Raw genomic sequence first — 25,146 nt, forward strand, 5'->3', positions numbered from 1 at the left:
TTGGCAACAATTAACTAAACCAACATATTTATTATGAATTGTAATTTTTGAAATTTAACAGTAATTTTAACCAGCGCCTTGACAAAATATTTAAGCACACAATGTTTTTTTATAAAATAACATCACTACAAATGGTCTCATTACATCATTGTGGTAATAATTATTTTTAGAGTATTATTCTGATTTAAAATTATTACTCTTGTATGACTTTTTTTGATATTTTAGATGTTTGGTAGTGTTTCTTTCGATGAAAGGACATTTTGTACAGTTATATTGTTTTCTTCTATAGAACGATATCGCTATATTTACAAAAACAATAATCTAAAACAAGAGTGATTGAAAGAGACTTCTAATAAATATTTGATAGTAGCCTTACTTTTTGGATTGACTTTCCATGGCAGCGCTATTTTTTTTACTTTAGAAAGTACTTACGATGCTCTAATTCACATGTTTTTCGGAAATCATTATGCCCACAGTTGGTTTGAACCTTGGAATTATAGTTGGTATACGGGTTTTAATGTGATGAGTTATCCTCCATTAGTGCACCAAACAATTGGTTTACTTTCTTTAATTGGGGGTTTGAAATTTGGTATGTTTACTGTTGCCATTGTTGGAATTATTTTATTCATTACAGGAGCTTTTAGATTTTCACTTTTAATAACTGGAAATCGAACCGTTGCAGGCTATTCTGCTATTCTGGCGGTGGTTTCTTCTTCTTTTGTCGAAACATTGCATATTTTTGGACAGCTACCCAGTATTATTGGAGTTTCTGTTTTAATGCATGCACTTCCAGAGATTTATATTTTTATCAAAACGGGCAAAAAGAAATATTACTTCACCTCTCTGTCTTTGATGGGCGTAACCGTTTGTTCGCATCATGTTACACCTTTATTTGGAATGGTATTTTTTGTTTCGCCTTTAATCGGTATGATAGTAATGGATACCGCTCGCGAAAATGTCAATTCATTCAAGGAAATCACATTGAAAATATTCTATAAAACATTTCTATCATTATTAAAACGGATTATTCTTTTCTGTGGTAGCGCCGTTTTTCTGCTAGTATTTTGTATACTGCCGTATTGGATTAATTCTAAAGCCAATCCCATCACTCAGGTTCCTATTCCGCATGGGAGTCGCGATAATTTTATAGAAGTAACCTCTTCTGGCTTGATGTTCTTTTTAATACCTTGGGGAATATTACTTTTTATATTGCCTTATATATTTTATAGATATTACAGCAAAAGGTATATTTTTTTCGGATTATCCTTAACCTTGCTAACTGTTTTAGGAACTGGCGGCACAACTCCAATTCCCTTAGCAATTTTAGGAGAAAATGCTTTTAATATCCTAACCTTGGATCGCTTTACACTTTGGGCTTCTATAATGAGTTTGCCTATTTTTGGTGAGTTTGTGTACCGATTAGTTGAAGTTGACTTAAGAACGGCTTTGCAAGTAAAATTTGGGAGTGTTTATAGGAGGATTGTAGGCGGGTTATTTGCTGGTTGCTTTTTGTTTTTTGGAGTGTTTACCATGACGTTAGGGTATTTTAGACCCTTGCAACCGCAAAAAATTAACTTTTTACCAATTGTCAATTTCTTAAATCAGGATCAGCATGATCATTGGCGGTTTCTGCCATTAGGTTTTGGCGATCAAATGGCCTACTTATCAACACAAACCAAGGCAATGACGGTTGATGGAAATTACCATTCGGCGAGAAGATTACCAGAATTGACTTCTCGTGCGGTAGAAAGGCTGGAAAACTCCAAATTTCGAGGACTTGAAGGTATTGGTTCCTTGCAACAATTTCTTACGGTTCCTGAAAAATACAATTTGAAATATGTTTTTTCTAACGATAAATTCTACGATCCAATTCTCTATTTCTGCGGTTGGCATCGATTATCACAATTAGAAAATGGTATAATGGTGTGGGAAAAACTAAATGTGCAGCCCCTGTCTAAAATTCTTCCAAAAGATGAAGTACCGATCTATTTGAAATTAATGTGGGGAATTATTCCGATGTTAACAATTCTTCTTGCTTTTATACTTAATGTTCAGATTATTTGGTTGCAGGCCTTAAAAATAAAGCCTTTAGAAAAACCTTCTTTCAATAAGTATGGAATTGTTTATGCTAATTTTCCAAGAGCGATGATAAAATTTCTACACATTTGGGCAGTGATTTTACTGCTAATTATAAGCTTTGGAATATATCGCATTTACATCAAAAATGCTACGCAGATTAGTCCTGAAAATGTTGTAAAAGCGTATTATGATGCCCTGGATTTTAAGTTTTATGATAAAGCGCACTCTTATGTTGTTCTTAATAAAGAATACTCGGTGGCTCAGTTTATACTGGAAATTTCTGTTTCTGATGGTATTCTTAATTCTTATGCCAAGTTAGATGCTATAGAAACTAAAATTGTTCAGCAAAGTAAAGACAAAGCCAGAGTTATTGCTACAACCAAATGGGTTACACCATTAGAATTAATTGAAAAAAAGTACACACATAACGTTCAGAAAATAAAAGGGAAATGGTTCATTATTCCAGATAAAAAAGATACCGATATTCCTCCGGACGAATTTATTTCAGACAATATCAATTCGTATTACAAGCAAGGGAGACGAAAGATAACTACCCAACAGACCTATCATGAAGATGTGCTGCGCCAACCAGATTTAGAAATTATATCGGCAAGTTTGGTAAAAATAGAGAGTCAATATATCGTGATTGGTGAAGTTCAAAATATAGATAATGTTCCTGCAGATGTGGTATTGAAAGCTACTTTATATGATCGAAATGATAAATCGATTGCCGTATTCAACGCAAAGTATACTATTAAACATAAGTTGATGCCAAAAGAAGTCACGAGTTTTAAGGTGAATTTTGAAGATATTGCGTGGTTAAAGCTAACTGATGTAAAGCCAACAACTTTTAACCCCGATGAATTTACACCAAAAGAATTGAAAAATATTCCCACTACATTTGATATTCAAAGCGCTGGAAATGTGGCAACCACAGACTTGTATAATTCGGTTGCTATTTCAGATTTAGTGATAGATAACAACCAGATCAAAGGTACTTTATTCAATTACGGAATTCAAGAAGTAACCATTCCAGAGCTCTTAATTTCGTATTACAATGAAAAAAAAGAATTGGTTTATGTTGATCATCAGTTTATAAAAGAGGGTGTTCGCATTCAGCGTAAGCAATATTTTACCTATAATTTGCCAAGAGATTTGAATCCTGTTATTATAAAATCTTCAACAGAAAATTGTTTTGTAAATGGTTTAAAATCAGAAGCTCTTGCTCGTGCGGTAATTCCGGTAAGAAACAATAAACAAGAAAGTGCACAAATGCAAAGGGTTAAAGGACATAAAGTGTATTCTTTTATTAAAATTGAAATCAATAATTACATTGGAAATCCTAGATAATGAAGAATAAAATCTCTATATTTTGTTTATTTACCATATTATTGGTATCAGTCACTTTATTGCCTAAAAAACAAGCGGGTACTATTGTACTAATGACCCAACAGAACACCTTTATAGCGGGTGCCAAAATAGCTTTAGATTTTAAGGTAAATTCGTCAAATAGACCGCAGTTGTTTTTAATTCATTCTTTAGGAAAAACACTTTTAGATGGCGCCATAAAAAATGATAAATTAACTTTTACCCTTCCTAAAAGTTATGCTAAAAAATCGGGTCGTATTGATTGGTTTTTGGTTGTAAACGGAGAAAATAAACTACAGGGAAACTTTGAAATTTTGCCCAATAACGGCACTAAAACGGATATCGAAAATTATTTAGGCCCACCAAATACGTTGGTAGGAGATGGTCATTTTGTAATGTACGTTACCATTCCGACAGATGGCTTTGATAATCCGAAACCAGAAAATACTCCTGTAATTTTTAGAAGTCAGTTTTTAAATACTATTACAAGTCAAACGGTAAAAACGAAAGATCTTATTGCTTGGAAAATAATTGATGCTCCTACAAAATCTGGAATAGTTTTGGTCTCTGCTCAATGCAATGCTACCATTACTAAAGAATTTGATGCTGTAATTTTTCCTGGAATCGCTACAAATTTCATAATTTCTTTTAGTAGAAATCATCAATATGCTGATGGAAATCAAATTACGACCTTAAAAACCGCTATTATTAAAGACAAATTTGGTAACGTTGTAAGCGACGGAACCATGGTGTCATTTGTGATTTCTACAAGTAGTAATATGGTTTTAAAATCATTTGGCACAACTATAAACGGAGTAGCAACCGCTCAGATTTTGCATCCTGATCACCAAGATGTTTATACTGCAAAAGCGTATGTGACGGGAATAGCAGAAAGTAATTCTATAGCAATTAACTACAAACCGATTAATCCGAAAATTGAATTTGAATTTTCAAAAGATAAGCGCACTATAATAGTCGGTCCGTTGCGTAGTTTTATGAATCAGTTAGTTCCAGACGGAATTAAAGTGACTCTAAAAGTGTATCATCATAATCAACTCGTAGCAACTTTGCAAGAAGATAGTGTAAAAGGCCATGCTGTTTTTACTATTTCATCTGAATATTATAAAGAAAAAAAATATTCATTTGAAATTTCAACCTTAGGAAGTATTCAAAAAGTAGAAGAAAAAAATTATGATAGTAATTAATAATAAAAATAATTATCGAGCAATTTTAATAGTTTCATTTATTGCGATTAATATTTTGGTATTATTTGGAATGAGTGAAATTTTGGGCTACTTAAATTCGGGAGCAGATAGAAGTTCGATGCTGCATTTAGAGAAAGAGACTTCAGATACATATTTACCAAAAGTAACGTGGGAAACTTTCAAAAATCAAGGTAGACGAATGGAAAATCAAACCATCCAGAAAATTGAGAAACATTATTTGTTTTCTTATGTAATAAAAAATAATGCTCTTAAAAACAATGTCAATGATGGAATTGACGATTATTTTACAGAAAGTTCGAGAAAGCAATTAGAACAAATTATAGCCTATAATAAGGCCAAAAAAATTTCGATCCAGAGTACAACAATAGAACATCATGCATCCTTAGATTTTTATAGCGAAGACGGCCAACAAGTCGTTTTTACCGATAAAAATGTAGTTGAATTTCAAAATATTTATCAAGATAACAAGCTTATAACTTCTGTTAGGGATACCGCAAATTATAAGGTTTTAATGTTGCTTGAGGATGGTTTTTGGCGTATTCGACATTATGTTCGGATGCAAAAAGAAAGGAGTTTGGTTGCTGTAGAATTAAATAAAAAAATATACACGGTAAAAGGAAATGAAATTTTAAAAAATGGTGTTACCTATATCATAAAAGGCATTAATTATTATCCTAAAAATTCTGCTTGGGATATGTTTGGAAATAAATTTAATAGAGATACAATAGCTACTGATTTTGAGTTTATTACAAAAGCAAAACTCAATACGATTAGGATTTTTGTTCCTTATGAAGAATTTGGTAAAGCAGAGGTTTCAAAAGAGAAATTAGACAAGTTAAAAATAGTTTTAGACTTGGCCGAAGAAAAAAAACTAGCTGTAATCGTTACATTATTCGATTTTTACGGAGATTATGCTCCAGAAAGCTGGACTTTAACGCATCGGCATGCAGAGAAAATTGTAACGACTTTTAAGGACAGCAAAAATGTTATTGCTTGGGATATTAAAAACGAACCTGATTTAGATTTTCAATCGCGCGGGGAACAAAATGTAAAGCCGTGGTTGGAAGAAATGATTGCAACAGTCAAAAAATTCGATCCTAATCATTTGGTTACTATTGGATATTCTAATATTGCATCGGGAGAGATACTAAAAGATAAGGTAGATTTTGTATCGTATCATTATTATGAAGACATTTCGCTTTTTGAAGACAAATTTGCTGTTTTAGAAAAAGCAACCAAAAAGCCTTTGGTAATGCAAGAATTTGGGCTTTCATCCAACCGTGGACTTTGGAGTTGGTTTGGCAATTCAAAAGAGGATCAGGCCGATTATCATAAAAAAATGCAATCTATATTCAAAAAGAAACAACTTGCATTTGTGTCTTGGACTTTATATGATTTTCCAAAAGTTCCAGATAAAGTTGCTGGAAAATGGCCGTGGATAAAAAACAAACAAAAACAGTTTGGATTCATCGATTCTGAAGGAAAAAACAAACCTTCTTTTTTATATATAAATTATTGATTTTAAGTTTAAAATGAAAAAGAATTTAGTCTTTTGTTTGACATTGAATTAACTTTTAAAATAGTACTTCACTAGAATTACATTGCCTTTACTGATTTTAAATTAGGTAAAATCTTACGGTTTTTGAGGCAAAAAAGGCGATCATGTTTTTGGTACTTGGCAAGTCTTTTTTGAATTTGTAGGCAATTTCAAAATTGATTTTTAAAAATGCAAAAGTACAACAGTAAACGGCAATGTAATTCTGGAAGTAACTGCAATAGTGGCATAATATTGGTGCAAACAGGATAAAGGCAGTGACAAAAATGAAATAAAAAACGCTTTTAATCTGTCATCTTTCAGACAGCTCTTAAATTCTTTCTTTGCTATTCATAATTAATTTTATTGTTTTGTTTCTTATTTCTGATACAAATTTACATTGCTTATAAGATTTTTTATTATTTTTTTCGATGATCGGCATTTTACTGTAGACGAATAATCAATGTTTATACTTAACTTGCAGTTAATTACAAATTATATGTTAAAAAATGAACATTAAAAAGGAAATAGTCTTAGTTTTTTGCTTTCTCCTTGGATTATCAATTCAAGCGCAAGATATGCAAGAGGGTTTTACCAATTTAGAAAAAGGAGAATTTGCTCAAGCCGAAATTTTTTTCAGCAAAATTTTAAAGATATATCCAGATAATAAAACGGCAAAGCTATGTTACGGGAGAGCTGTCGGTTTAAATTCGAGTCCTGAAAAAGCCACAGTGATTTTTTCTGAACTACTGAAAACCTATCCAGATGATTTTGAAATCCAGCTTAATTATGCGGAATGCCTGTTATGGAATAAAAATTTTTCTGAGGCAAAACCGTATTACTTTGGTCTGATAGCAAAGCATCCCGAAAGTTTTCCGGCTTTGTTAGGTTATGCAAATACTTTATCTAATTTAAAAGAATATAAGAAAGCTTTAGTTTATGTAAATAAAGCTTTGGCAGTTTCTGTTAAAAATCCAAACGCCTTGGTTTCTAAGAAATACATACGCATGGGATACTCTAATCAACTGGTACAACAACAAGATTATAATAGTGCACTTTCTTTATTAGATGAAAATTTTGAGGATTTTCCGAAAGACAAGGAAACATTAATGAATAAAGCTAATATTTATTTAATGACCAAAGATAAAAAAAATGCAACCAAGGCATATCAAGAATTAGCAGTAACCAAAAAGGATAGTTTGTTTTCTTTGAACGGATTATCATTGGTTGCGCATATAGCCGAAAGAGATAGCGAAGCTTTATCCATAGCCGAAAAAGCATTAAAAAAGAGCGAACTTATTGAGGATGTAAAATTACAAAATGAAACAAAAGAGCGTTATGTTCAGGCATTAATTTGGAATAAAAAATACAAAGAAGCAGCAGCAAAAATTAAGGAATACCAAATTAGCAATCCCAATGAAAATTGGGTATTAGCACTTTCTGCAACTTTAGGAATGTATCGCAGTGATTTTAAAGAAAGTATTGCTGACTACCAAAATATATTGGTGAACGATGCAAAATCATTCGATGGAAACTTAGGAATATCGAATGCTTATTTTGCGGATGGCGAGCCATTAAAAGCTTATGAAGCGGTAGATACTACCTTAAGAATATTTGAAAACCAAAAAGATGCTGTCGGATTTCTAAAAAAATTAAATGAAAATTTCACACCAAGTGTAGAGGAGAAGTTCAGTTATTCATTTGATAATGGTAAGAATGAAGCCTACGCAACTAATACAGTTTTGAATTTTCCAATATCGACGAAATGGTCCTTTTTAGGGACTTATCAATACAGGAAGACCGAAAATACAATCACTAAAAATTCGGCAACATCGAATGATTTTAAGTTAGGCGCACAGTGGCAATTTCATTCCAAAATAAATTTTAATGTTTTAGTAGGTTCTAGTAATGCGCGATCTTTCGTTAGTAGTTATAGTCAATTGTTAGTAGATGCATTTTTCAAAATAAAGCCCTTAAAATTGCAGGATTTAGAAGTGGGTTACAAGCGAGATATTCAGAACTTCAATGCTGATCTGGTGAGTAGAGAGATAACAGCTGATAATTTTTATTTCAATTATAATATTGGCACTAACTTCAAATTAGGATGGTTTACACAATATTTTTATAGCACACAAAGTGATAGTAACCAGCGAAACTTATTATTTACATCATTGTATTATAATTTTTTATCAAAACCAATTTTGAAAGCAGGCTTTAATTATCAATTCATTGCCTTTCAAAAGCAAGTACCAACAATTTATTTTAGTCCAAGTAAATTTAATGCTTACGAGATTTTTATTGATTTTTTGAAAGATGAAAAATCGGCTGAAAACAATACGATCTTTTACACATTAAGTGCTGCAACAGGATTTCAATACATTGAAAATGATAGCAAGCAATCGACTTATCGTGTGCAAGCTAAATTTGGCTGTAAATTTTCAGATCGTTTTTTGGCTAATTTTTATGGTGTTAAAAGTAATATTGCGTCTGCTACAGCTGCTGGTTTTCAATATACAGAAGTAGGTTTCCGTCTTAGATGGATGTTAACATCTAAACCAATATTCCAAGTCAAGAAAAATGTGGAATAACAATTTTTTCAATTTAGTAATATAAAAGAGGCATTGTCTTTTATAAAAATTGCTACAACAAATTCAGGCGTTTTATTAAATCAGTTCTATTGGCGCGATTTACAGCAATGACATCTTTAATAATTGACACGCTATTGTCTGGAGTGTAAGTAATTTTTTTGCGGTGATAATTAAAGAACTATGCGCTTTCAAAAACAGATTTTTAGATAATTTGTCTTCTGTCTTTTTAAGGGTGAAGTTGACGGTCACGTTTCATTTGGCAATACTTTTTATCTATGGAATTTTAAAATTTGCAAAAATCAATACTAAAGTTTATTTGTATAGACCGTAGATAAGGTTTGTAATATGGTTGACTTTGTTTTGACCAGAAAAGGCAGAGATTGGTCTCGAAGTCATACCTAAATTAAAGCAATTCGTAATAACAGCCTGTCCAGAGAAATAAAAGTTTGTAAAACGTTACTAATACGAGGATTGGCGGTTAATGATTTATTAGTTCTTCCTTTAAATTCTTCTGTTGAGTTAGCAAGTAATGACTATATTGTGGTTTTCGCCCAGCGTTATATAGCAGAAACTACTGAAGCTATAATTATGCCTAATATGAATATTATTAGATAATTAAATTTAAATGTTGGAATCATGAAACGTCTTTTCAAATTAAGCCTGAAAATCTTTAAATTGGCGAAAGTGGAATTGTTTAAGGATTTCTTTATGAAATATAAATATCAAAAAAAAGTCCTTTACAAAGAGTAAAGGACTTTCCGCTTAAATTCAAATCTTCCAAATTTAAATTTGTTTAGAGGACTAAACTGAAGTAAATATAGTTAAATTAATCTTTAGTTGTATATAAAATTGTAAAAAAAAGCTACTTAAAATACTATTAGATATTTCTGATCATGCATAGTGATAATCTAAGTTTTTTAAGTCGGTCACTAATCTGACATTATTGGTTTTAGATTCAATTACCATTTAAAGGAATGGAAGAGCCTGAAATTTTTAACGCGTTTTGTCAAAATATTTATCGCACATGACCAAAAATCCACATGCAAGCATAATTTTTTATGATATGAGAGATTTTGTAGTTTTATTTTTGTTGTATTGATATGAGGACCTTTTCGGGATATTTTTTTATAAATAGAATTTAAGGGGTACCTATCACATTGTAAGGAAAGATATTTTTTTTTTAATTTAGTTGTCGGCTGCTCACAATGGAAATTTATAAAACTTGCAGCTATTGAAAACGCGATTTGTATTACGGGATTGTATTTAATATTGCTTTTATAAGTTCTTCCTGCTATGCATTCCACCAGAGCTCCAGTAAACTGGCGAAGCAATCTTTGAGGTCGAAACCCAGCTGTCAAGGATTTCACTGCTATTGTGCAATGGCGTGCAGCGGGCCAAATTTTGTGTTTGGAGAAATGTAAATTTGAACCCAATTCTTGTATTTCTAATTTACAGGCGGTGCAACAAATAAATAAGTGTTACCGCTTTATAGCATAAATGAATGAAAAACCTAAACACAAGGATATGACTTTCAACTTTGCTGGAGAATAACCTTTGTAGGCTCATGAAAGAAAACACATTACATGTAGGCTCTTTAGACCACTAAATATAATAAAGGAAAGTCGCTAACTGTCTTCAATTGGCGCCATTTGGCTGGTGTGCCTAGCATGGGCGATAACCCTAGGGTGCAAGTCCCGAATACACCTTTACAAAGGGAAGTGTTAGATGAATGAAAGGGTGTCCATCGTTAGGTGGAATCTGAAGGTAGCAGTATGCAAAATCTCGGACTGACGGATAGAAACTATACAAGGCTAGAAATGTTCGATAAGGTTCCCTGCTAAACTGAAGTCTCAAACTGTGCGGAAACATTATGGTAAATACAGCAGGCAGATGAGAGGAAAGTTATCGTTCTTACCTTGGGAGGTCTTATAGAAATAGGGAACAAATGAAATCTATTTAAAAGAATGGCAGGAAGGAAAAACCTTTGTTCCTATTGTTGATGCCTGCATACGATGATTAGTTAAAAAAGGGTATATCAATTTTAGAATGCGCGCGATGATAGTTTTCTTTTTTACCTTTAATTTGTGGCAGGAGGGCTGGTCTGAATTGCATTTTCTGGCAAGGTAGTTTTTAGATTACGAGCCTGAAATTCATTATCCTCAGATGCAGATGCAGGCCGGAACAACAACAGGCAACACCATTAGAATTTATAATCCCATAAAAAGCTCACATCAGCACGACTCAGAAGGTATTTTTATAAAAAATGGCTTCCTGAACTACTTGAAATTGCATCACAATTAATTCATGAACCATTCAAATTAAATCTTATTGAGTAGTAATTTTGCAAATGAGAAATGGGTAAACATTATCCAGAGACTATAGTTTGACATAGAAGAAACCCGGAAATAGGCCAGTGATATTGTTTGGAGGTTTACAAATAAACAAGAAAATGCGAGAAGTTAAAAAACAAAACCAACCCACTAAAATCAGCCTCGTCCGCTAGATACCATTTGCATGGAGAAAAAAACTGAAAAAAATATGGTACGAAGTGAAATATTGCAGTGATAAATGCAGAATTAGCAAATAAATGATTTATACTAGCACTAGTTCTTTTACAAAGGTAATAATGGTTTATATATATTTAAGAAAGTCAAAAAGAGTGTTAATCAATTTATAAATCTTTTACTACTTTATTTTTATAAGTCCCTTAATAGTTATAATGCTTTCATCTGTGGCAAAATTTAGAATAATAAAACCTTCACTATCGAGCATTATTAGTAAATCTAAAACTTTTGCCTGATTTGACCTTTGAATAAGTAAACTCTCTTGAAGCGATTGATCCAGACCAGTAATAAGCATACTATTTAAATCTTCAAAAGGGTAAGTTTTCTCAGGGTTTTGCGCTAGTATATTAAGAATCATCTCAGAAATAGTAAACTTGTTATACATAAAATAGTTTTACTTAAAATTATGAAAAATAATTCTATTTTAAAAACTTAAAAGGGTTACCAAGAGTAGTGTAGAATTTAGAATATTAAACAAAATTACTTTCTGCCCCTGCAAAGATTGTTTTCAAAACGAAAAAACGGGAAAAAAGAAAGCAAGATGCCAGTGCCTTAAGGATGCGTAAGTGCTATAAGTCCCGAAGGGTGGCAATAGGAACGCTGACATTATGCGCAGGGGGCATGCTTAAGTCACTATCTTAGCTGCCCTTTTAGTCCGTTTGGAGTGAAAGCTTTAATTAAAATTTATTAGTATCTTTTATAAGGAGTCTTAAATAATAGGAGAAAAACGGAAATGCAGAATCCCAAGCAAGATTCAATTATCTCGTTTATCCAAATAAATTCAGGAAAAAAGGAATGATAGAAATAGCTAAAAAGATGATAGAATTTCAATAGGTATTATTACTTTTCAGCACTTTATTTTGAAACTGACCACCGCCATAACTGAAAAATTCGCAGATCTAAAAAATTAGATATATTGTTTGTACTTGTAAGATTTATAGTTTAAAATGTCTAAATTTTCCAGCAAGACACCCTTAATATTAATGCTTCATTAAGCAATTACAAGTTTTGTAAGGGTTTGTTTTTGTGGGGGTTATTAGAGAGCTAAAAGTACATTTAATGAATAAGCATATACAGTACAATTATAAAAATGGAGCAAAACATTATACAATTAAAGAGTATTGCGAATTTGCTGCCTGATATTTTTTATACCATCTTATCAAAGATAATACAGATGTAGATGCAGAGAAGTAATATATTTATAAAATGGCATTTCTAATTTCACTCCTAAAAGATTGGAAGCAGTTGATCAAACATGATATTGTTCAAAGCCTGCTGCAGTAAAAAAACAGATTAGTCTTTTTGAAGTAATATATGGACAGCAGCGATTAACTATGATCTATTTAATACTGCATTATCTTAATCGTTTCCCATCAGTTTTAGAGATTGTGAGAACTTTTGCTCTATGATATTTTTTACTATCACAGATCGCTTTTATTCCGGCTGTCCACTCTTCAGGTGAAGTTTCAGGTTGAATATGCTGAGAAAAAGCATAGAAAAAGTTGAAGGTTTGTTTTTAATCTGTCTTCTAAAAATGGCAGTGCCGGCTTTTTCCGCTTAATTCTCAGGCGTTATTGGTCTATTTTATCTTTATGATACTGCATAAGCCATTTTTGCATTTTTTGCAGAAGCTGGATTTCATTTAAGTCTGATGAAGGGTTAGACAGCCCTGTTATGATTCTTTGTTCATTAAATTTTTTATGCTCAAAGAGGCAGGTAAATTTAGGAAACTCATTGTGTAATACCAGCCATTTTTTTGGATAGGCATTTTTAATTTCAAACTTTTTCATTTTTTATCATTGCTTTAAGGACTGCATCCTCAGATACTTTTGCTGTCTTATATCTTTTTAGCGCTGCACTGTAAATTAGATCTCAAAAAATATTATTTTGATATTCTCCCAAGTCAATAAATGAAAACAGTAGATTTTGGTTTTAGGAGCTCTTCCCGCTATAAGTTCCAATCTATTTGCCGAACCCCGGCACATAGGATTTCACTTCTATAGTGGCTGGAGCCGCTGAGAGGTCCCATTTTGTCTTTAAAGAAATATAAATTTGAACACAATTGTTGTATTTCTAATTTACAGCAGGTGCAGAAAATAAATAGGTGTAACGGCTTTAGAGCAGCAATAAGTGAAAGACCTAAATACAGACCTGTGCCTTTTCAGCTTTGCTGGAGAATAACCTTTTTGGGCTCATGAACAAAACACAGCATAGGGGGCTCTTTGGAACAATAAAAACAGTGAAGGTTATATAATAAAGAAAAGGTGCCAGCTTTCTTCAATTGGCGTCTTTTGGCTGTGGCGTCCTCTAGGGGATAAATTACAATATATTTTATGGAAGATTTAAAGACTATTTTAGTATTATTCAGCCCAGTCATTAATCCAGCTGCTAACAGTCCGGCACCACTTCTGGTCGTCATTTAAACAGGGAATAGCCAGGAAATTTTCTCCTCCATTTTTTTCAAAATCTTCTTTGGCGCGCATGGCGATTTCTTCGAGCGTTTCTAAACAATCCGAAACGAAAGCAGGTGTTACGACTGCCAGATTTTTAATTCCTTTTGCCGGCATCTTATCAATTTCAATATCGGTATAAGGCTCCAGCCATTTATCTCCAGCCAGTCGGGACTGGAACGTTAAGCTGTATTTATCTTCTGGAAGACCTAATAATTTTATTACTTGTTTTGTCGTTTCATAACATTGGTAGCGATAGCAGAAATCATGCGCCGGTGATGGTGTTCTGCAGCAGGAACCGTCAATTTTGCAATGGGATTTGGTTACATCTGTTTTGCGGATGTGACGTTCCGGGATTCCGTGATACGAGAATAACAAATGATCGTATTGAAATCCGGATAAATGTTTCTGAATTGAATCCGCCAGATTCCTTATATAATCCGGTTTATTGTAAAACGCAGGAACATCGGTAAAAGTCATTTGTGGAAATTTCTTCTTGCGAATTTCTTCTGCTTTAACCAAAATAGTTAACGTTGAAGCCATTGCATATTGTGGATACAGCGGAAAAAGCAGTACTTCCGTTACGCCTTTTTCGTGCAGTTCCTGCAGTCCTTTTTCAATAGTCATAGTTCCATAACGCATTGCAAGAGCAACAGGAACATTTACCAAAGGCTGTACTTTTTTCTGCATTCTTTCTGAAAGCACCACAAGGGGCGAACCTTCATCCCACCAGATTTTTGCATAAGCATGTGCCGATTCTTTGGGTCTTTTTCTTAAGATGATGCCTCGGACTAATAAAGCTCTTAGTAAATACGGAACATCGATCACATATTTATCCATTAAAAATTCATCTAAATACGGCTTTACATCTTTTTGTGTCGGGCTTTCAGGAGATCCTAAATTTACTAATAATACACCTTTCATTTTTTTTGCTTTTTACTTTAAGCTTCAGGCTTTAAGTATTTGTTGTTTAAATTTATGCTAAAAATAGTATTTTGCTGCCTTTTAGAAATAGGATCAATATTATTTTTTATGCTGTAATTTACAAAATCGATGCTGTTTTAAAATTGGTATTAATAGACATCAGATATTTTTTTGGAGTTGTGGCAAATTTTTTCTTGAATCCCGCAATGAAGTGGCTTCCGGTACTGTAACCTATTTTCAACCCAACTTCATTTACATTATAAGAACCGCTGTCAAGCAGTTTTCTCGCGCAGTCCATTTTGTAATCAAACAGAAAACCATAAACAGTATCACCGTATATTTGTTTGAAGCCCATTTTCAGTTTTTTCACATTAAGGCCAATTTCATCTGCCAATTCCTGTAAACCAGGCGGTTCATTCATATTTGCAATAATAATTTCTTTCGCTTTTCTGATTTTCAAAACATTGTCTTGATCAATTAAAAACGGACAGTGTTCGGCACCTGGACGCTCAGACCTGTTAAGATACAAACTCAGCAGTTCGTATACTTTTCCTTTATAATAATAAAGGTTTTTTAGAGAAGGATGCAGGTTATAATGAAACAGCTGGCTCAGCACAATAGCCATAGAAGGACTGCTATTTCCTTCGATATGATACTGTTTTTCCTTATTACCAGGGATTAAAAAGGTAATATAATCTGCTTGAGCAGAAAACAGCGCGTGTAATTTGTTAATCGAAACAATAACACAAATCACCCAAGAATTTGGAGCAAGCTCTAAATGAAGTGATGTCTGCTTTTTAGGATTGTACAAAAGCAGGGATTTTTCCTCTTTCAATTCTAAAGCATAATTACACTTACTGAATAAAAATCTGCTATTACCTTTGAGTCCGAAGTGTAACTGAATCATAGCACTTCCAAGCTCACGGTGTGCAAAAAAAGGCTCTGAACTGTCATTCTGAAAGCGGATAAGGGTAAAGTCGTCTTCAATTTTTATTTCTTCCTCCATTTTTGATATAATCAATAATTAACTTTTCAAGATTATTTTTGGGTTGTTATTGTCTATTTGATCCTAAGACTGCAGCAACTTGAATGTTTATTTTGTTAGAAACTTTGCTTTTAACAAGGCTTGGTATTTCAATATTAAAATCACTGGCATTTACAGAAAAACAACATGAAATACTAACTCCCGATAATGATCTGTTTATCCTTACCGTGGTGCTTATATCTTTAGATTTTCCGTGCAGCTCTAATTTACCTTTAATGATAAAATCTTTAGGATTTACACTCAGGCTTTGAAAATCAAATCCTTCTATTTTTCCTTTAAAAACTGCTTTTGGATAGAGGTCGCTTTCAATATAATTTTCATTGAAATGTTCTTCCATCAAAGCGATTTTAAATCGAAATCCTTTCATTAGGGCTAAACTTGCGATTTCACCTGTTGCCGGATTCAGGACAAAAGTAACATTCGTATTTGCGGCCTTGACCTCTTCAAAAGAAGCTACAGATGCTTCAAAAGTGATTTTTCCTGATTTACTGATCATTTTTTCTTGTGAAAGGCCAACAGCGCAGACATACAGCATTACAATGAGTAAAGTTTTTTTCATAATTTTTGTTTTTAGGTTATTTCTGGCTGATAAAATTATTCTTTTTTTAATCTTATTTTAAAACTGCAATTATTTGAACTTTAACCCTATCGTCAAGTTTATATTTAATAAGCGCTGGAATTGGAATGCTGAAATCGCTGGCGTTTACTGCAAAATCAGAAATGATGGTGATTCGAGGCCCTGTCTTGGTAATTTTTGCTATGGCTTTTATATCTTTAGATTTACCGTGAAGTTCTAATTTTCCTCTTATAATATAATCTTTATAATCTTCTGTTAGACTTTTAATGTCGAACCCTTCAATTTGCCCCCTAAAAATGGCTTTTGGATACTTATCGGTTTCCATGTAATTTTCATTAAAATGTTCTTCCATCAATGCCATTTCAAACTGGAATCCTTTCAATAATGCAAGGCTTGCCACTTCGCCTGTTACGGGATTTAAAACAAAAGTTACGCTGCTGTTGGTCCCGGCAACGGGCTGAAAAGAAGGAATTGAAGCTTCAAGGGTTATTACTGCAGATTTAGTTACTATTTTTTCTTGTGAAAAAACAATAAAAGAAGCCAATATCATTGGCATTATTATGATTTTTTTCATGTTCTTGTTCTGGATTATTGTTCTAATAATCCATCCTGATTCCATTTATTTATAATATCTATGGTAGTTTGAGGCAGTCTTGGGCCACCTTGCGGCATTAATGAGCTATTCCCGTTTTCTAAAGAAATTCGTGTCAGCAGTCCTCGATTTAAAACGGCATTTTTCACCTGTTCATAAGTAACTAAAGACATTGGCGCACCATTTTTAGGAACTTCTGCATGGCATACAACACAGTTATTATCGATTATAGATTTTACATTTTGCTTGTATGTTGCCATGCCATTAATCGGTGTAATGTCACTTAAGGTACTTGGGTCATCATTGGCGCAGCTTACAAAGATTAAAGCTAATGATGAGAGGGCGAAAAGGGTTTTTAAATTCATAAGATTGGTTTTTAGTTATAAATAAGTACATGATTTTTAAGAATCATCAGGCATTTCAAAATCATATACGATGAAATGAATAATACAGATTTGGCAGGAGGCATATTTAATGGTTTAAATCCAATGGGCTTTTTTTAACGTAGATAAATCCAAATGCTAAAAACGAATCATGAGAAAAAAAATACCAATTACAATTTTACTTTTTATAATAATGGGAATTTCCGCATGCCTTTACCTCTACAAAGGGCATAGGGATATAGAATCGGAAACTGCCGATTATGTTGTAACCGTCAACGAGCTGGAAAGAGAGTTTACCTCAAACGACAGCCTGGCTTACATCAAATATCAGGATAAAACAATTGAATTATCCGCACGGGTAACAAGTATTGATAAAGCTGGTAATGGAATTGTTATGAGCGAAAAAGTATTTGTGACATTCAAAAACCGTCTGCCGCAAAATATTATATCCGGGAAAAGCCTAAAAATTAAAGGGCGTTTTTTAGGATATGACGAACTGCTCCAGGAATTTAAAATAGACCAATCTTCAGTTGTACACTAATACAAATAACAATTTAAAACTAACCACATGAAAAACTTTATTCTATTATTTTTTTTATTTCCGCTGTTAACCTTCTCCCAAACTGATCTGCTTTCTGGAGTAGAAACTCCTTCTGCGAACGAAAAAGTGACTTCTGCATTCAAAGCTTTAAAAATTGTTAATCTCGAATCTACAAAATTGGCCGCAAAAGGCGATTTGTATTTTGTTGTTGCACACCGGTTTGGTTCTATTAAAGATGGTTTTGAAGGGTTTTACGGACTGGATAATGCCAATACGCAGATTAAATTTATTTACGGTTTGACAAATGGACTCAATGTAAGTGCTGCCAGAAGTGAATTTGCTTATGATTTTGCAGCAAAATATATGCTGTTTCCTCAAATAAAAGACGGTTTTCCTGTTACTATCGCCGGGTTTAATAGTTTGTCTATCAACAATACCTTAAAAGAAAGCCTGTATCCTAAACTTCAATTTAAAGACAGGCTTACTTATGTTGCTCAGCTGCTGATTTCCAGAAAATTTTCTGAAAAGCTGTCTTTAGAAATTGTGCCGTCATTCTTTCATCAGAATTTTGTTGAAGACGTTGACCAAAGCAATACTCAATATGCTATAGGATTTGGAGGAAGATATAAATTCGCTAAGCGCTGGTCTTTAAATATGGATTATGCGGCACATTTAAACAGAGCGGCAAATTCTCTTTATAAAAATCCGCTGTCTATAGGTTTTGATCTGGAAACCGGCGGTCATGTTTTTCAAATGCATTTTACCAGTTCACAGGCAATTGATGAAGCCGGATATCTTGGAAGAACAACAGGCGACTGGACAAAAGGAGATATATTTTTTGGATTTAATCTTGCCAGGGTTTTCTAGTATCTGCTTTATAATTAAATTATTAGGTTATTTCTGTATTTATAACAATTCTAAATTGATCGATCTGCAGCTATTTCTAAAACCGCAGCGATGATGTACACGTAGATAATTTTAAAAATATAAAAAAAATTATGAAAACTAATAAAATAATCAAAAAAGGACTTTTTATACTAAGCGGAATATTTGGACTATTTGCAGCCATTTTGCTTTTTCACATTATAACAGCAAAACCACCGGTTTATGATAGTCCAAATCTGCAGGTAAGCAGAATCGATTTTAGATCAGATATTGATTCTCTTCAGGCCAGACAAATTTGTGCCGACCTGAGAAGCATAAAAGGCCTGACTTCTGACTCTATTATTGTTAAAAGAAATGTTGTGGTGTATTTCCACAACAATAAAATTACAAACTCTGAGAAAGTTTTCAATGAACTGATGGCTAAAGGGCGTTATGATGCCCAGCGTTATATACTGCCGGCAAATTTAGCAGACAAAGAAGTGTGTCCTATGGATCAAAATAGCTTGAGTTATAAATTATCTCAAAAAATAAATCGTTTTTTTAATTAACCCTTTAATACCTTAAATTTATGAAAATTTACTCAAAACTTACACTTAGTGTATTACTTGCTGCATCTGCAGCTATGATTTCCTGCAGCAGTAATGACGACGAAACCCCTGCACCTCCTGTAAAGGCATCAATCTATGAACGCTTAGGCGGGACTAAAATGGTTTCCGATCCGGATAATTCCGGGCAGATGATTGAACAGGGACGTTTGAGTTTCCGCAAAGTGGTAAACTCTGCAATAGGCTTAATTGTTGCTGACGTTCAATCGAATGCATCAGGAAATCTGCAGGCTCATTTTGCCCCTTTATTAGCAGAAACGGGAAATACCCAAGCTACCAATATTGCTAAATTATCAGATAATCTGACTGATTTCTTTTCGTTTAACACAGGAGGTACCAATGCTGTAAATACATATTCAGGTTTGAGTATGTCAGCTGCGCATGATCCTGCAAAAAATCCTCGTATGGGAACAAAATCAAGCAGTGCGGATTATACAAAATTCGAAGGTTATGTAGGAGCAGCTGCAAATGCAAACGGCGTTGCTTCAAATACAGAGCTTTATACTGATATAGTTGCTGTTTTGGAATCATTGAGAACTCCTATAGTTCAAAAATAATTTTCTTCTCAAAACGCTGCCTGAAAAAGGCAGCGTTTTTATATTTCGATACTATTTGCAGTGTCACACTCTTTAAAATATTTATAGAATCATTATATAAATATTTTGAAAGTCCGATATTGTGTATAATAGCATGAAATTATTTAAAATCGCCAATTTGAATCAATTTATTCGGCAGCGATAATTAAGTCCTTATAGCGCTGTTATATAAATTAGCCAGTAATAATTTTTTGAACTTTTTAAGCAGAGCATTAATATGGAAAACTTTAATATGTCCAGATCCGCCACTTTTTACGCATTAGGTTTAAGTTACAAAAAAGCAGATGCAGAAATAAGAGGAAAGTTTAGTTTAGATACTAAAGCACAATCTGATTTATTGATACAGGCCAAAGCAGAAGGCATAGAATCACTGATTGTGACTTCTACCTGCAATAGAACTGAAATTTATGGTTTTGCCTATCATCCTTATGAGCTCATCAAATTGCTTTGCCAAAACAGCAATGGTTCTGTAGAAGAATTTCAAACAGTGTCTTATATATATAAGAATGAAGAAGCTGTTAACCATATGTTTCGAGTGGGAACAGGTTTAGACAGCCAGATTCTGGGTGATTTTGAAATTATCAGCCAGATTAAAACTGCCTTTAATCATAGTAAACAAGAAGGTTTGGTAAATACTTTTCTGGACCGTTTGGTAAATACTGTTATTCAGGCGAGCAAAAAAGTTAAAACAGAGACTAGAATTTCTTCTGGAGCAACATCGGTTTCTTTTGCATCAGTGCAGTATATTATCCGAAATGTAGCAGATATTGGAAATAAAAATATTTTGTTATTCGGAACGGGCAAAATAGGAAGAAATACTTGCGAAAACTTAGTAAAACATACTAAAAACAGTCATATTGCTCTTATAAACAGAACAAAAAATAAAGCCGAATTACTGGCTGGAAAACTGAATGTTATTGTAAAAGATTACGACGATTTGGAAGAAGAACTACAGCAGGCAGATGTGCTGGTTGTAGCTACAGGATCACAAAACCCGACTATTGACAAAACATCTCTTAATTTAAAGAAACCCTTATTGATTCTGGACTTATCCATTCCAAGAAATGTAAATACAAATGTAGAGGAAATACCCGGTGTAACTTTAATACATCTGGATAATTTATCTCAAATAACTGATGACACACTGGAAAGAAGAAAACAACACATTCCTGCTGCAGAAGCTATTATTGATGATATGAAATTAGAATTGAATACATGGGTAAACGGTCGGAAATGTGCACCAACTATTCATGCATTAAAATCGAAATTAAATGATATTGTATCGGCTGAATTTGCTTTCCAAAAAAAGAAAACAGCTAATTTTGATGATGTTCAGATGGATTTGATCAGTTCCAGAATTATTCAAAAATTAACAAACCATTTTGCAAGTCATTTAAAAAATGAAAATACTTCTCTGGATCAAAGCATTGAATTTATTGAAAAAGTATTTCACATAGGGGAGCTTGCGCCAAACAGGTCTTATTCTCCAGTAGAAGAAAAATACAAAATTAAACTTTCATAGATATTCTTTTTTCAGGCGGATGAAAGGATATGAGTTATGATATACTTGACAGTAATGGACATACCGGTACACTACTATTGCGGCTGGCTTTACTTCGGTTCGAATAGGCGTCTGATAAATCGGTAATCCGTATTGGAAGTCAGAATTGAGAATCCCGGCAGTATTTATTCAGATTCCAAAGTTTTTCGATCGTTTATTTTCTCCATATGGTATTGGTAAAGCCATTTTTCCATTCTTTGAAGCAACTGGATTTCTTTAGGGCCGCCTTAAGGGTCTGGAAGCCCTTTGTGATGGTACTGCTGTAATTGAATTTGCCCTGCTCAAAGCGGCAGGTAACGCCTGGCAGCTCATTATGGGAAATCATTCAAGCTGTCTGTAATTGTTTTTAAAGTTTGGGATTGCTTACAGGTAACCCCAAATATTGATGCTGATTTGAATTGTGTCTGCTGGACTTCTTTTTACTTCAGGATTAATCTACAGCTGTTATTGCAGCACTGTTTGAGTTTTCCCTTACAAGCCTGGGAAATCTGGATAAAACCCGCCAAACACTGAAAAAGCATTAGGCGGGGTGTCCATAAACATAATCTTCCATTTTATGTTTACTTAATTATCTAAAGAGCTGTAATTCTCCTCTGCGGGCTGTGTTCTTTAATAGCTTTGCACTAAAAAAAACTATTTAAGGATCGGCATGCTCTGCATCACCAAAAATATACTATGCTTAACAGCTGCGGTTTTAGTCTGCTCTTGTATTATTACAAAAGCATCCTTAAATTGTAAAGTGCGGCAATGCAAGGTATCTAAAAATAATCAAGTTACAGCATCACTCCCAAAAATAAACGCACGGGTTATGATTGTTTTATGGCGCTAGCCGTGTTTTGATTCTCTTATTGTCTTATATAGGCATCATTGCTTTTCTTTTGAGAAAAGGCACTTTATGTGTGTTGTTTCACGGGCAAAGGCAGCTCCGTGTCCCCATTGCAATAGCAGGGCGGGGCTATCAAAGCAGCCGGCATTGTAATTCGCTCCACCAGCAGTGATCCTGCAAATATCCGAAGGGCATCAGAACTCGGCGCCACATTCTACGCGGTAAAACCCAATTGTTTTATTTCTAATCAATACTCAATTTTTGTTTTTTTTAAGTACTGCGGCTCTTTATACTAATAAAAAAATAGAGGTGTAAAGATGTTTGCTTATCGATTTAAACAGATTATTTAAGGTTTCTTTCCTTCTTTGTATTCTAAATTAGTATGCCAAATTGATTCTGATAACCCTAATTTATTAAGTGAATTAATGATAAGTTTTAATTTACCTACTAAACATTGAAATACTAAGAAGTAAATAACTTTACACTTCTATAAAAAAAATAAAGGCTGATAATAAAAAGAGAGGCTAATTGTGTTCAGTTGGCGCCTTTTGGCTGTGGTGAGCCAAAAAGGACAGATTACTATAAATTTTGTGAAAAATTTGAAGAGATTGGCTTACAGGATGCTGGGGATGTCTTTATATCTCTTCAGTATTTTGGTTTGGATGTCCTGTTGAGGATTGATAGAAAAATTACCAATAGTTCTTTTTGAAATTTTGTTCAATTTTTGAATAAAAAGATTTCTAAACAAATAAGTAATGACTAGCTAAAATTATAAACCACCATCATCAAATGACTTTGTTGGTTTTTTTATGAATCTGGTTGGAATTGGCATTGTAAATATTTTAGAAAGAATTATTTACTTGAGCCATGCATGAGTTTCTTTAAATCCTATTGTAAATTAGCTGGATAATTTTTTGATAGCTGATTTCTTTCACATTAATATTGCAGATTCGATAGAACCGAATTTTATGCTATTTTCCATGAATTAGCAGTGGAAAGCAATTCTTTATTTATACCACATTGAAAGGAGTTGCTGGAAGACTTTATGGATTTTCTCAAATCAGTATACAGTTGACTGTCAATTTGTATTTCTTCTAATAGTGCTCCTAATAATGCTCTGACTTTTGGAGGATAAGAAAGTCCGTAATTAATTAGATTTTTTATCTCTACTGTAGTGAAATTATGAAATTCTTTTTTTAAATATCCCAGTGCCTCTTTTTTTTGAAGCCCTGGGATAATATTTAAATCTTTGATTACGTCGAGCAGCTCTAAATATTTTATAGCATTAGAGCTGACTTGAACATAACTTTTAGATGGTTTTAGTGTTACACTGCCTATTTTACCTTTAATTTGTTTATCAAGAGAAGCTATGTGGATAAAACTAGGAGTATCGGGTATTAAGCCTAATCTATTGTATAATCTAATTCCGGTTACATATGCAACTTGTTCCTCTTTTTTAAATAAATAAAGGTCAAGTAGTAAGTTCTCTTTAGGTTTTTGCTCACCAAATGCAGAAAATATTGGTTTGTAGTAGTACCCTTTTTTAGCTCTTTTTATTATTCCTTTACCAGATAATCTGCTTAATACTTTATATCCTGCGATAGCTTCAGATGAACTTAATTCAAAAATTTCGTACCCAAATAAATCACCTTTATTGATTTGGTTTATTTTATTTATTATTTTATTTGTTACTTTGATAATCGAATATTGAAAAAATAGCCAGGGCGAGTTTTTTTTAAATTGGTCCAATTTAATGACTTAATTTTTTACTTGTACTTGATATTGATACTGATAATATCAGAAGTCATATTAGTTGTTCTGGTATAATGCCCATAACGAATCTCTAAAGTATTCCAGTGTTTAAGACCAAAAATTCCATTAAGAGGAGTAAATTTCATTCCCATTCCAAAGAAACTGCTGTCGAATTTAGATAAATCATAGTTGCTTGTGTAATATTCATCGGCTGCAGTATGTTCGCCATACGGTTTAAAATATTTCGTTCCTGTTTGGGTGTAATACCTGTAAAACGGACTCAGTGATAATGCCTGAGTTAATTTTACAGGAATCTCAAGATCGGCTGTATGTGCTCTGAGGCTCCAGTCATCCGTATAATATCTGTAATAAGCCCTAATGATTACATTATCTCCCAGGAAATAACTGGCCCTGATTCCCAATGGAATTTTGAGTCTGGTATCGGGCATTTTTTCCTGATGAACAGATCCGTCTGCAAAATAAACCCTGTGAAAAGGAAGGCTTAAATAACCGTTTTGGCTGATAACATCACCTACAAGCATTACCTGCAGATTTTTATTAACCATCTGAGAATAGCTTAAAGTTCCTGCAAAAGTATTTCTATTGGCGCTGCCGTAACCTTCACCTCTCGAAGTGCGAAGCTCAACAGGTTCAATCAGTTTTAACTGATCGATAAAGGTTTGGAATTTGGCTGTAAATTCTCCGTTTCTGTCTTTTGTTTTTTGCGAAAAACTGATATTTCCTCCAAAAGACTGGTAATCAAATTCAGTCGATGACGAAACGCCGATTCCAAGTGTTCTTCCCTTCGCTTCGTTTTCTCTCAGATATGTCAAAGAAGGATAAAAGCGATTGTCTGAAGAGGATGCAGATGAATTCGCGCTCAAATCAATCATATCTGATGAGGCAGAGGTATAATGATCAATACCAGCTTCAATATCAAAGGTATGTTTGATTCCGGTTTCTCCGTATTTTACCAATTTTACATCAATGGTATTGGCAATATCGGTCAGATGTTCAGAGCCAATTCCTCCTGTAACGGCTGAATTGTCT

Annotated in this window: 19 protein-coding genes and 1 pseudogene; 11 read left to right on the plus strand and 9 right to left on the minus strand. The window is 33.4% G+C overall.

Annotation, left to right across the window (positions count from 1 at the left end; all coding sequences use genetic code 11):
• Positions 1–336: 336 nt before the first annotated feature.
• The 6 genes and pseudogenes from LNP23_RS10610 (at position 337) to LNP23_RS22900 (ending at position 11,382) form a co-directional block, all read left to right on the plus strand.
• On the plus strand, positions 337–3,429 hold the full coding sequence (locus LNP23_RS10610; RefSeq protein WP_230004852.1) for a hypothetical protein: 3,093 nt from the start codon (positions 337–339) through the stop codon (positions 3,427–3,429).
• Complete coding sequence (locus LNP23_RS10615; protein WP_230004853.1) at positions 3,429–4,652, plus strand: hypothetical protein; 1,224 nt, start codon at positions 3,429–3,431, stop codon at positions 4,650–4,652. The genes LNP23_RS10610 and LNP23_RS10615 overlap by 1 nt, the downstream gene beginning before the upstream one ends.
• Positions 4,639–6,192, plus strand: coding sequence for a cellulase family glycosylhydrolase (locus LNP23_RS10620; RefSeq protein WP_230004854.1), 1,554 nt, complete (start codon positions 4,639–4,641; stop codon positions 6,190–6,192). The genes LNP23_RS10615 and LNP23_RS10620 overlap by 14 nt, the downstream gene beginning before the upstream one ends.
• Positions 6,193–6,716: 524 nt before the next feature.
• Positions 6,717–8,795, plus strand: coding sequence for a tetratricopeptide repeat protein (locus LNP23_RS10625; protein ID WP_230004855.1), 2,079 nt, complete (start codon positions 6,717–6,719; stop codon positions 8,793–8,795).
• 2,139 nt (positions 8,796–10,934) lie between these two features.
• A pseudogene (locus LNP23_RS10630) lies at positions 10,935–11,096 on the plus strand (FAD-binding domain-containing protein); the annotation flags it as partial.
• 202 nt (positions 11,097–11,298) lie between these two features.
• The gene (locus tag LNP23_RS22900; protein ID WP_346432764.1) at positions 11,299–11,382 is read left to right on the plus strand and encodes a DUF2256 domain-containing protein; all 84 of its coding nucleotides are present in this window, start codon (positions 11,299–11,301) and stop codon (positions 11,380–11,382) included.
• Between the two features lie 98 nt (positions 11,383–11,480).
• On the opposite strand, the gene LNP23_RS10640 is transcribed toward LNP23_RS22900, so the two are convergent.
• From LNP23_RS10640 to LNP23_RS10670, 7 genes are all read right to left on the minus strand, one after another.
• Positions 11,481–11,744, minus strand: coding sequence for a hypothetical protein (locus LNP23_RS10640; RefSeq protein WP_230004856.1), 264 nt, complete (start codon positions 11,742–11,744; stop codon positions 11,481–11,483).
• Positions 11,745–12,930: 1,186 nt separating this feature from the next.
• Positions 12,931–13,149 (minus strand): hypothetical protein, encoded by a 219-nt coding sequence (locus LNP23_RS10645; RefSeq protein WP_230004857.1) that lies wholly within the window; start codon positions 13,147–13,149, stop codon positions 12,931–12,933.
• A 570-nt stretch (positions 13,150–13,719) separates the two neighbouring features.
• On the minus strand, positions 13,720–14,733 hold the full coding sequence (hemH, locus tag LNP23_RS10650) for a ferrochelatase (RefSeq protein ID WP_230004858.1): 1,014 nt from the start codon (positions 14,731–14,733) through the stop codon (positions 13,720–13,722).
• Between the two features lie 118 nt (positions 14,734–14,851).
• Entirely contained in the window at positions 14,852–15,739 is an 888-nt protein-coding gene (locus tag LNP23_RS10655) for a helix-turn-helix transcriptional regulator (protein WP_230004859.1), read from the minus strand.
• Between the two features lie 46 nt (positions 15,740–15,785).
• Positions 15,786–16,337 (minus strand): YceI family protein, encoded by a 552-nt coding sequence (locus LNP23_RS10660; RefSeq protein WP_230004860.1) that lies wholly within the window; start codon positions 16,335–16,337, stop codon positions 15,786–15,788.
• A gap of 52 nt (positions 16,338–16,389) precedes the next feature.
• Positions 16,390–16,974: a YceI family protein gene (locus tag LNP23_RS10665; protein WP_230004861.1), complete on the minus strand. Its 585-nt coding sequence runs from the start codon at positions 16,972–16,974 to the stop codon at positions 16,390–16,392.
• Positions 16,944–17,312 carry a hypothetical protein gene (locus tag LNP23_RS10670; RefSeq protein WP_230004862.1) on the minus strand — a complete coding sequence of 123 codons (369 nt, stop codon included), beginning with the start codon at positions 17,310–17,312 and terminating at the stop codon, positions 16,944–16,946. The genes LNP23_RS10665 and LNP23_RS10670 overlap by 31 nt, the downstream gene beginning before the upstream one ends.
• Positions 17,313–17,481: 169 nt before the next feature.
• On the opposite strand from LNP23_RS10670, the gene LNP23_RS10675 reads away from it, so the two are divergent.
• The 5 genes from LNP23_RS10675 (at position 17,482) to hemA (ending at position 21,479) form a co-directional block, all read left to right on the plus strand.
• The gene (locus LNP23_RS10675) at positions 17,482–17,871 is read left to right on the plus strand and encodes an OB-fold protein (RefSeq protein ID WP_230004863.1); all 390 of its coding nucleotides are present in this window, start codon (positions 17,482–17,484) and stop codon (positions 17,869–17,871) included.
• Positions 17,872–17,898: 27 nt separating this feature from the next.
• Positions 17,899–18,738: a DUF5777 family beta-barrel protein gene (locus LNP23_RS10680; protein ID WP_230004864.1), complete on the plus strand. Its 840-nt coding sequence runs from the start codon at positions 17,899–17,901 to the stop codon at positions 18,736–18,738.
• 131 nt (positions 18,739–18,869) lie between these two features.
• The gene (locus tag LNP23_RS10685) at positions 18,870–19,304 is read left to right on the plus strand and encodes a hypothetical protein (RefSeq protein ID WP_230004865.1); all 435 of its coding nucleotides are present in this window, start codon (positions 18,870–18,872) and stop codon (positions 19,302–19,304) included.
• Between the two features lie 20 nt (positions 19,305–19,324).
• Positions 19,325–19,918, plus strand: a complete 594-nt coding sequence (locus LNP23_RS10690) for a globin family protein (protein ID WP_230004866.1) — start codon at positions 19,325–19,327, stop codon at positions 19,916–19,918.
• A 256-nt stretch (positions 19,919–20,174) separates the two neighbouring features.
• Positions 20,175–21,479, plus strand: coding sequence for a glutamyl-tRNA reductase (gene hemA / locus LNP23_RS10695; protein WP_230004867.1), 1,305 nt, complete (start codon positions 20,175–20,177; stop codon positions 21,477–21,479).
• A gap of 1,831 nt (positions 21,480–23,310) precedes the next feature.
• On the opposite strand, the gene LNP23_RS10700 is transcribed toward hemA, so the two are convergent.
• Positions 23,311–24,093 (minus strand): hypothetical protein, encoded by a 783-nt coding sequence (locus LNP23_RS10700; RefSeq protein WP_230004868.1) that lies wholly within the window; start codon positions 24,091–24,093, stop codon positions 23,311–23,313.
• A 17-nt stretch (positions 24,094–24,110) separates the two neighbouring features.
• Positions 24,111–25,073 carry a DUF3570 domain-containing protein gene (locus LNP23_RS10705; RefSeq protein ID WP_230004869.1) on the minus strand — a complete coding sequence of 321 codons (963 nt, stop codon included), beginning with the start codon at positions 25,071–25,073 and terminating at the stop codon, positions 24,111–24,113.
• Between the last annotated feature and the right edge of the window lie 73 nt (positions 25,074–25,146).

The sequence above is a fragment of the Flavobacterium cupriresistens genome (assembly GCF_020911925.1).
Taxonomy (GTDB): domain Bacteria; phylum Bacteroidota; class Bacteroidia; order Flavobacteriales; family Flavobacteriaceae; genus Flavobacterium; species Flavobacterium cupriresistens.

Coding starts and splice junctions, on each gene's coding strand:
- LNP23_RS10615 (WP_230004853.1), top strand. CDS start 3,429: ATGAAGAATAAAATCTCTATATTTTGTTTATTTACCATATTATTGGTA.
- LNP23_RS10620 (WP_230004854.1), top strand. CDS start 4,639: ATGATAGTAATTAATAATAAAAATAATTATCGAGCAATTTTAATAGTT.
- LNP23_RS10625 (WP_230004855.1), top strand. CDS start 6,717: ATGAACATTAAAAAGGAAATAGTCTTAGTTTTTTGCTTTCTCCTTGGA.
- LNP23_RS10640 (WP_230004856.1), bottom strand. CDS start 11,744: ATGTATAACAAGTTTACTATTTCTGAGATGATTCTTAATATACTAGCG.
- LNP23_RS10645 (WP_230004857.1), bottom strand. CDS start 13,149: ATGAAAAAGTTTGAAATTAAAAATGCCTATCCAAAAAAATGGCTGGTA.
- hemH (WP_230004858.1), bottom strand. CDS start 14,733: ATGAAAGGTGTATTATTAGTAAATTTAGGATCTCCTGAAAGCCCGACA.
- LNP23_RS10655 (WP_230004859.1), bottom strand. CDS start 15,739: ATGGAGGAAGAAATAAAAATTGAAGACGACTTTACCCTTATCCGCTTT.
- LNP23_RS10660 (WP_230004860.1), bottom strand. CDS start 16,337: ATGAAAAAAACTTTACTCATTGTAATGCTGTATGTCTGCGCTGTTGGC.
- LNP23_RS10665 (WP_230004861.1), bottom strand. CDS start 16,974: ATGGAATCAGGATGGATTATTAGAACAATAATCCAGAACAAGAACATG.
- LNP23_RS10670 (WP_230004862.1), bottom strand. CDS start 17,312: ATGAATTTAAAAACCCTTTTCGCCCTCTCATCATTAGCTTTAATCTTT.
- LNP23_RS10675 (WP_230004863.1), top strand. CDS start 17,482: ATGAGAAAAAAAATACCAATTACAATTTTACTTTTTATAATAATGGGA.
- LNP23_RS10680 (WP_230004864.1), top strand. CDS start 17,899: ATGAAAAACTTTATTCTATTATTTTTTTTATTTCCGCTGTTAACCTTC.
- LNP23_RS10685 (WP_230004865.1), top strand. CDS start 18,870: ATGAAAACTAATAAAATAATCAAAAAAGGACTTTTTATACTAAGCGGA.
- LNP23_RS10690 (WP_230004866.1), top strand. CDS start 19,325: ATGAAAATTTACTCAAAACTTACACTTAGTGTATTACTTGCTGCATCT.
- hemA (WP_230004867.1), top strand. CDS start 20,175: ATGGAAAACTTTAATATGTCCAGATCCGCCACTTTTTACGCATTAGGT.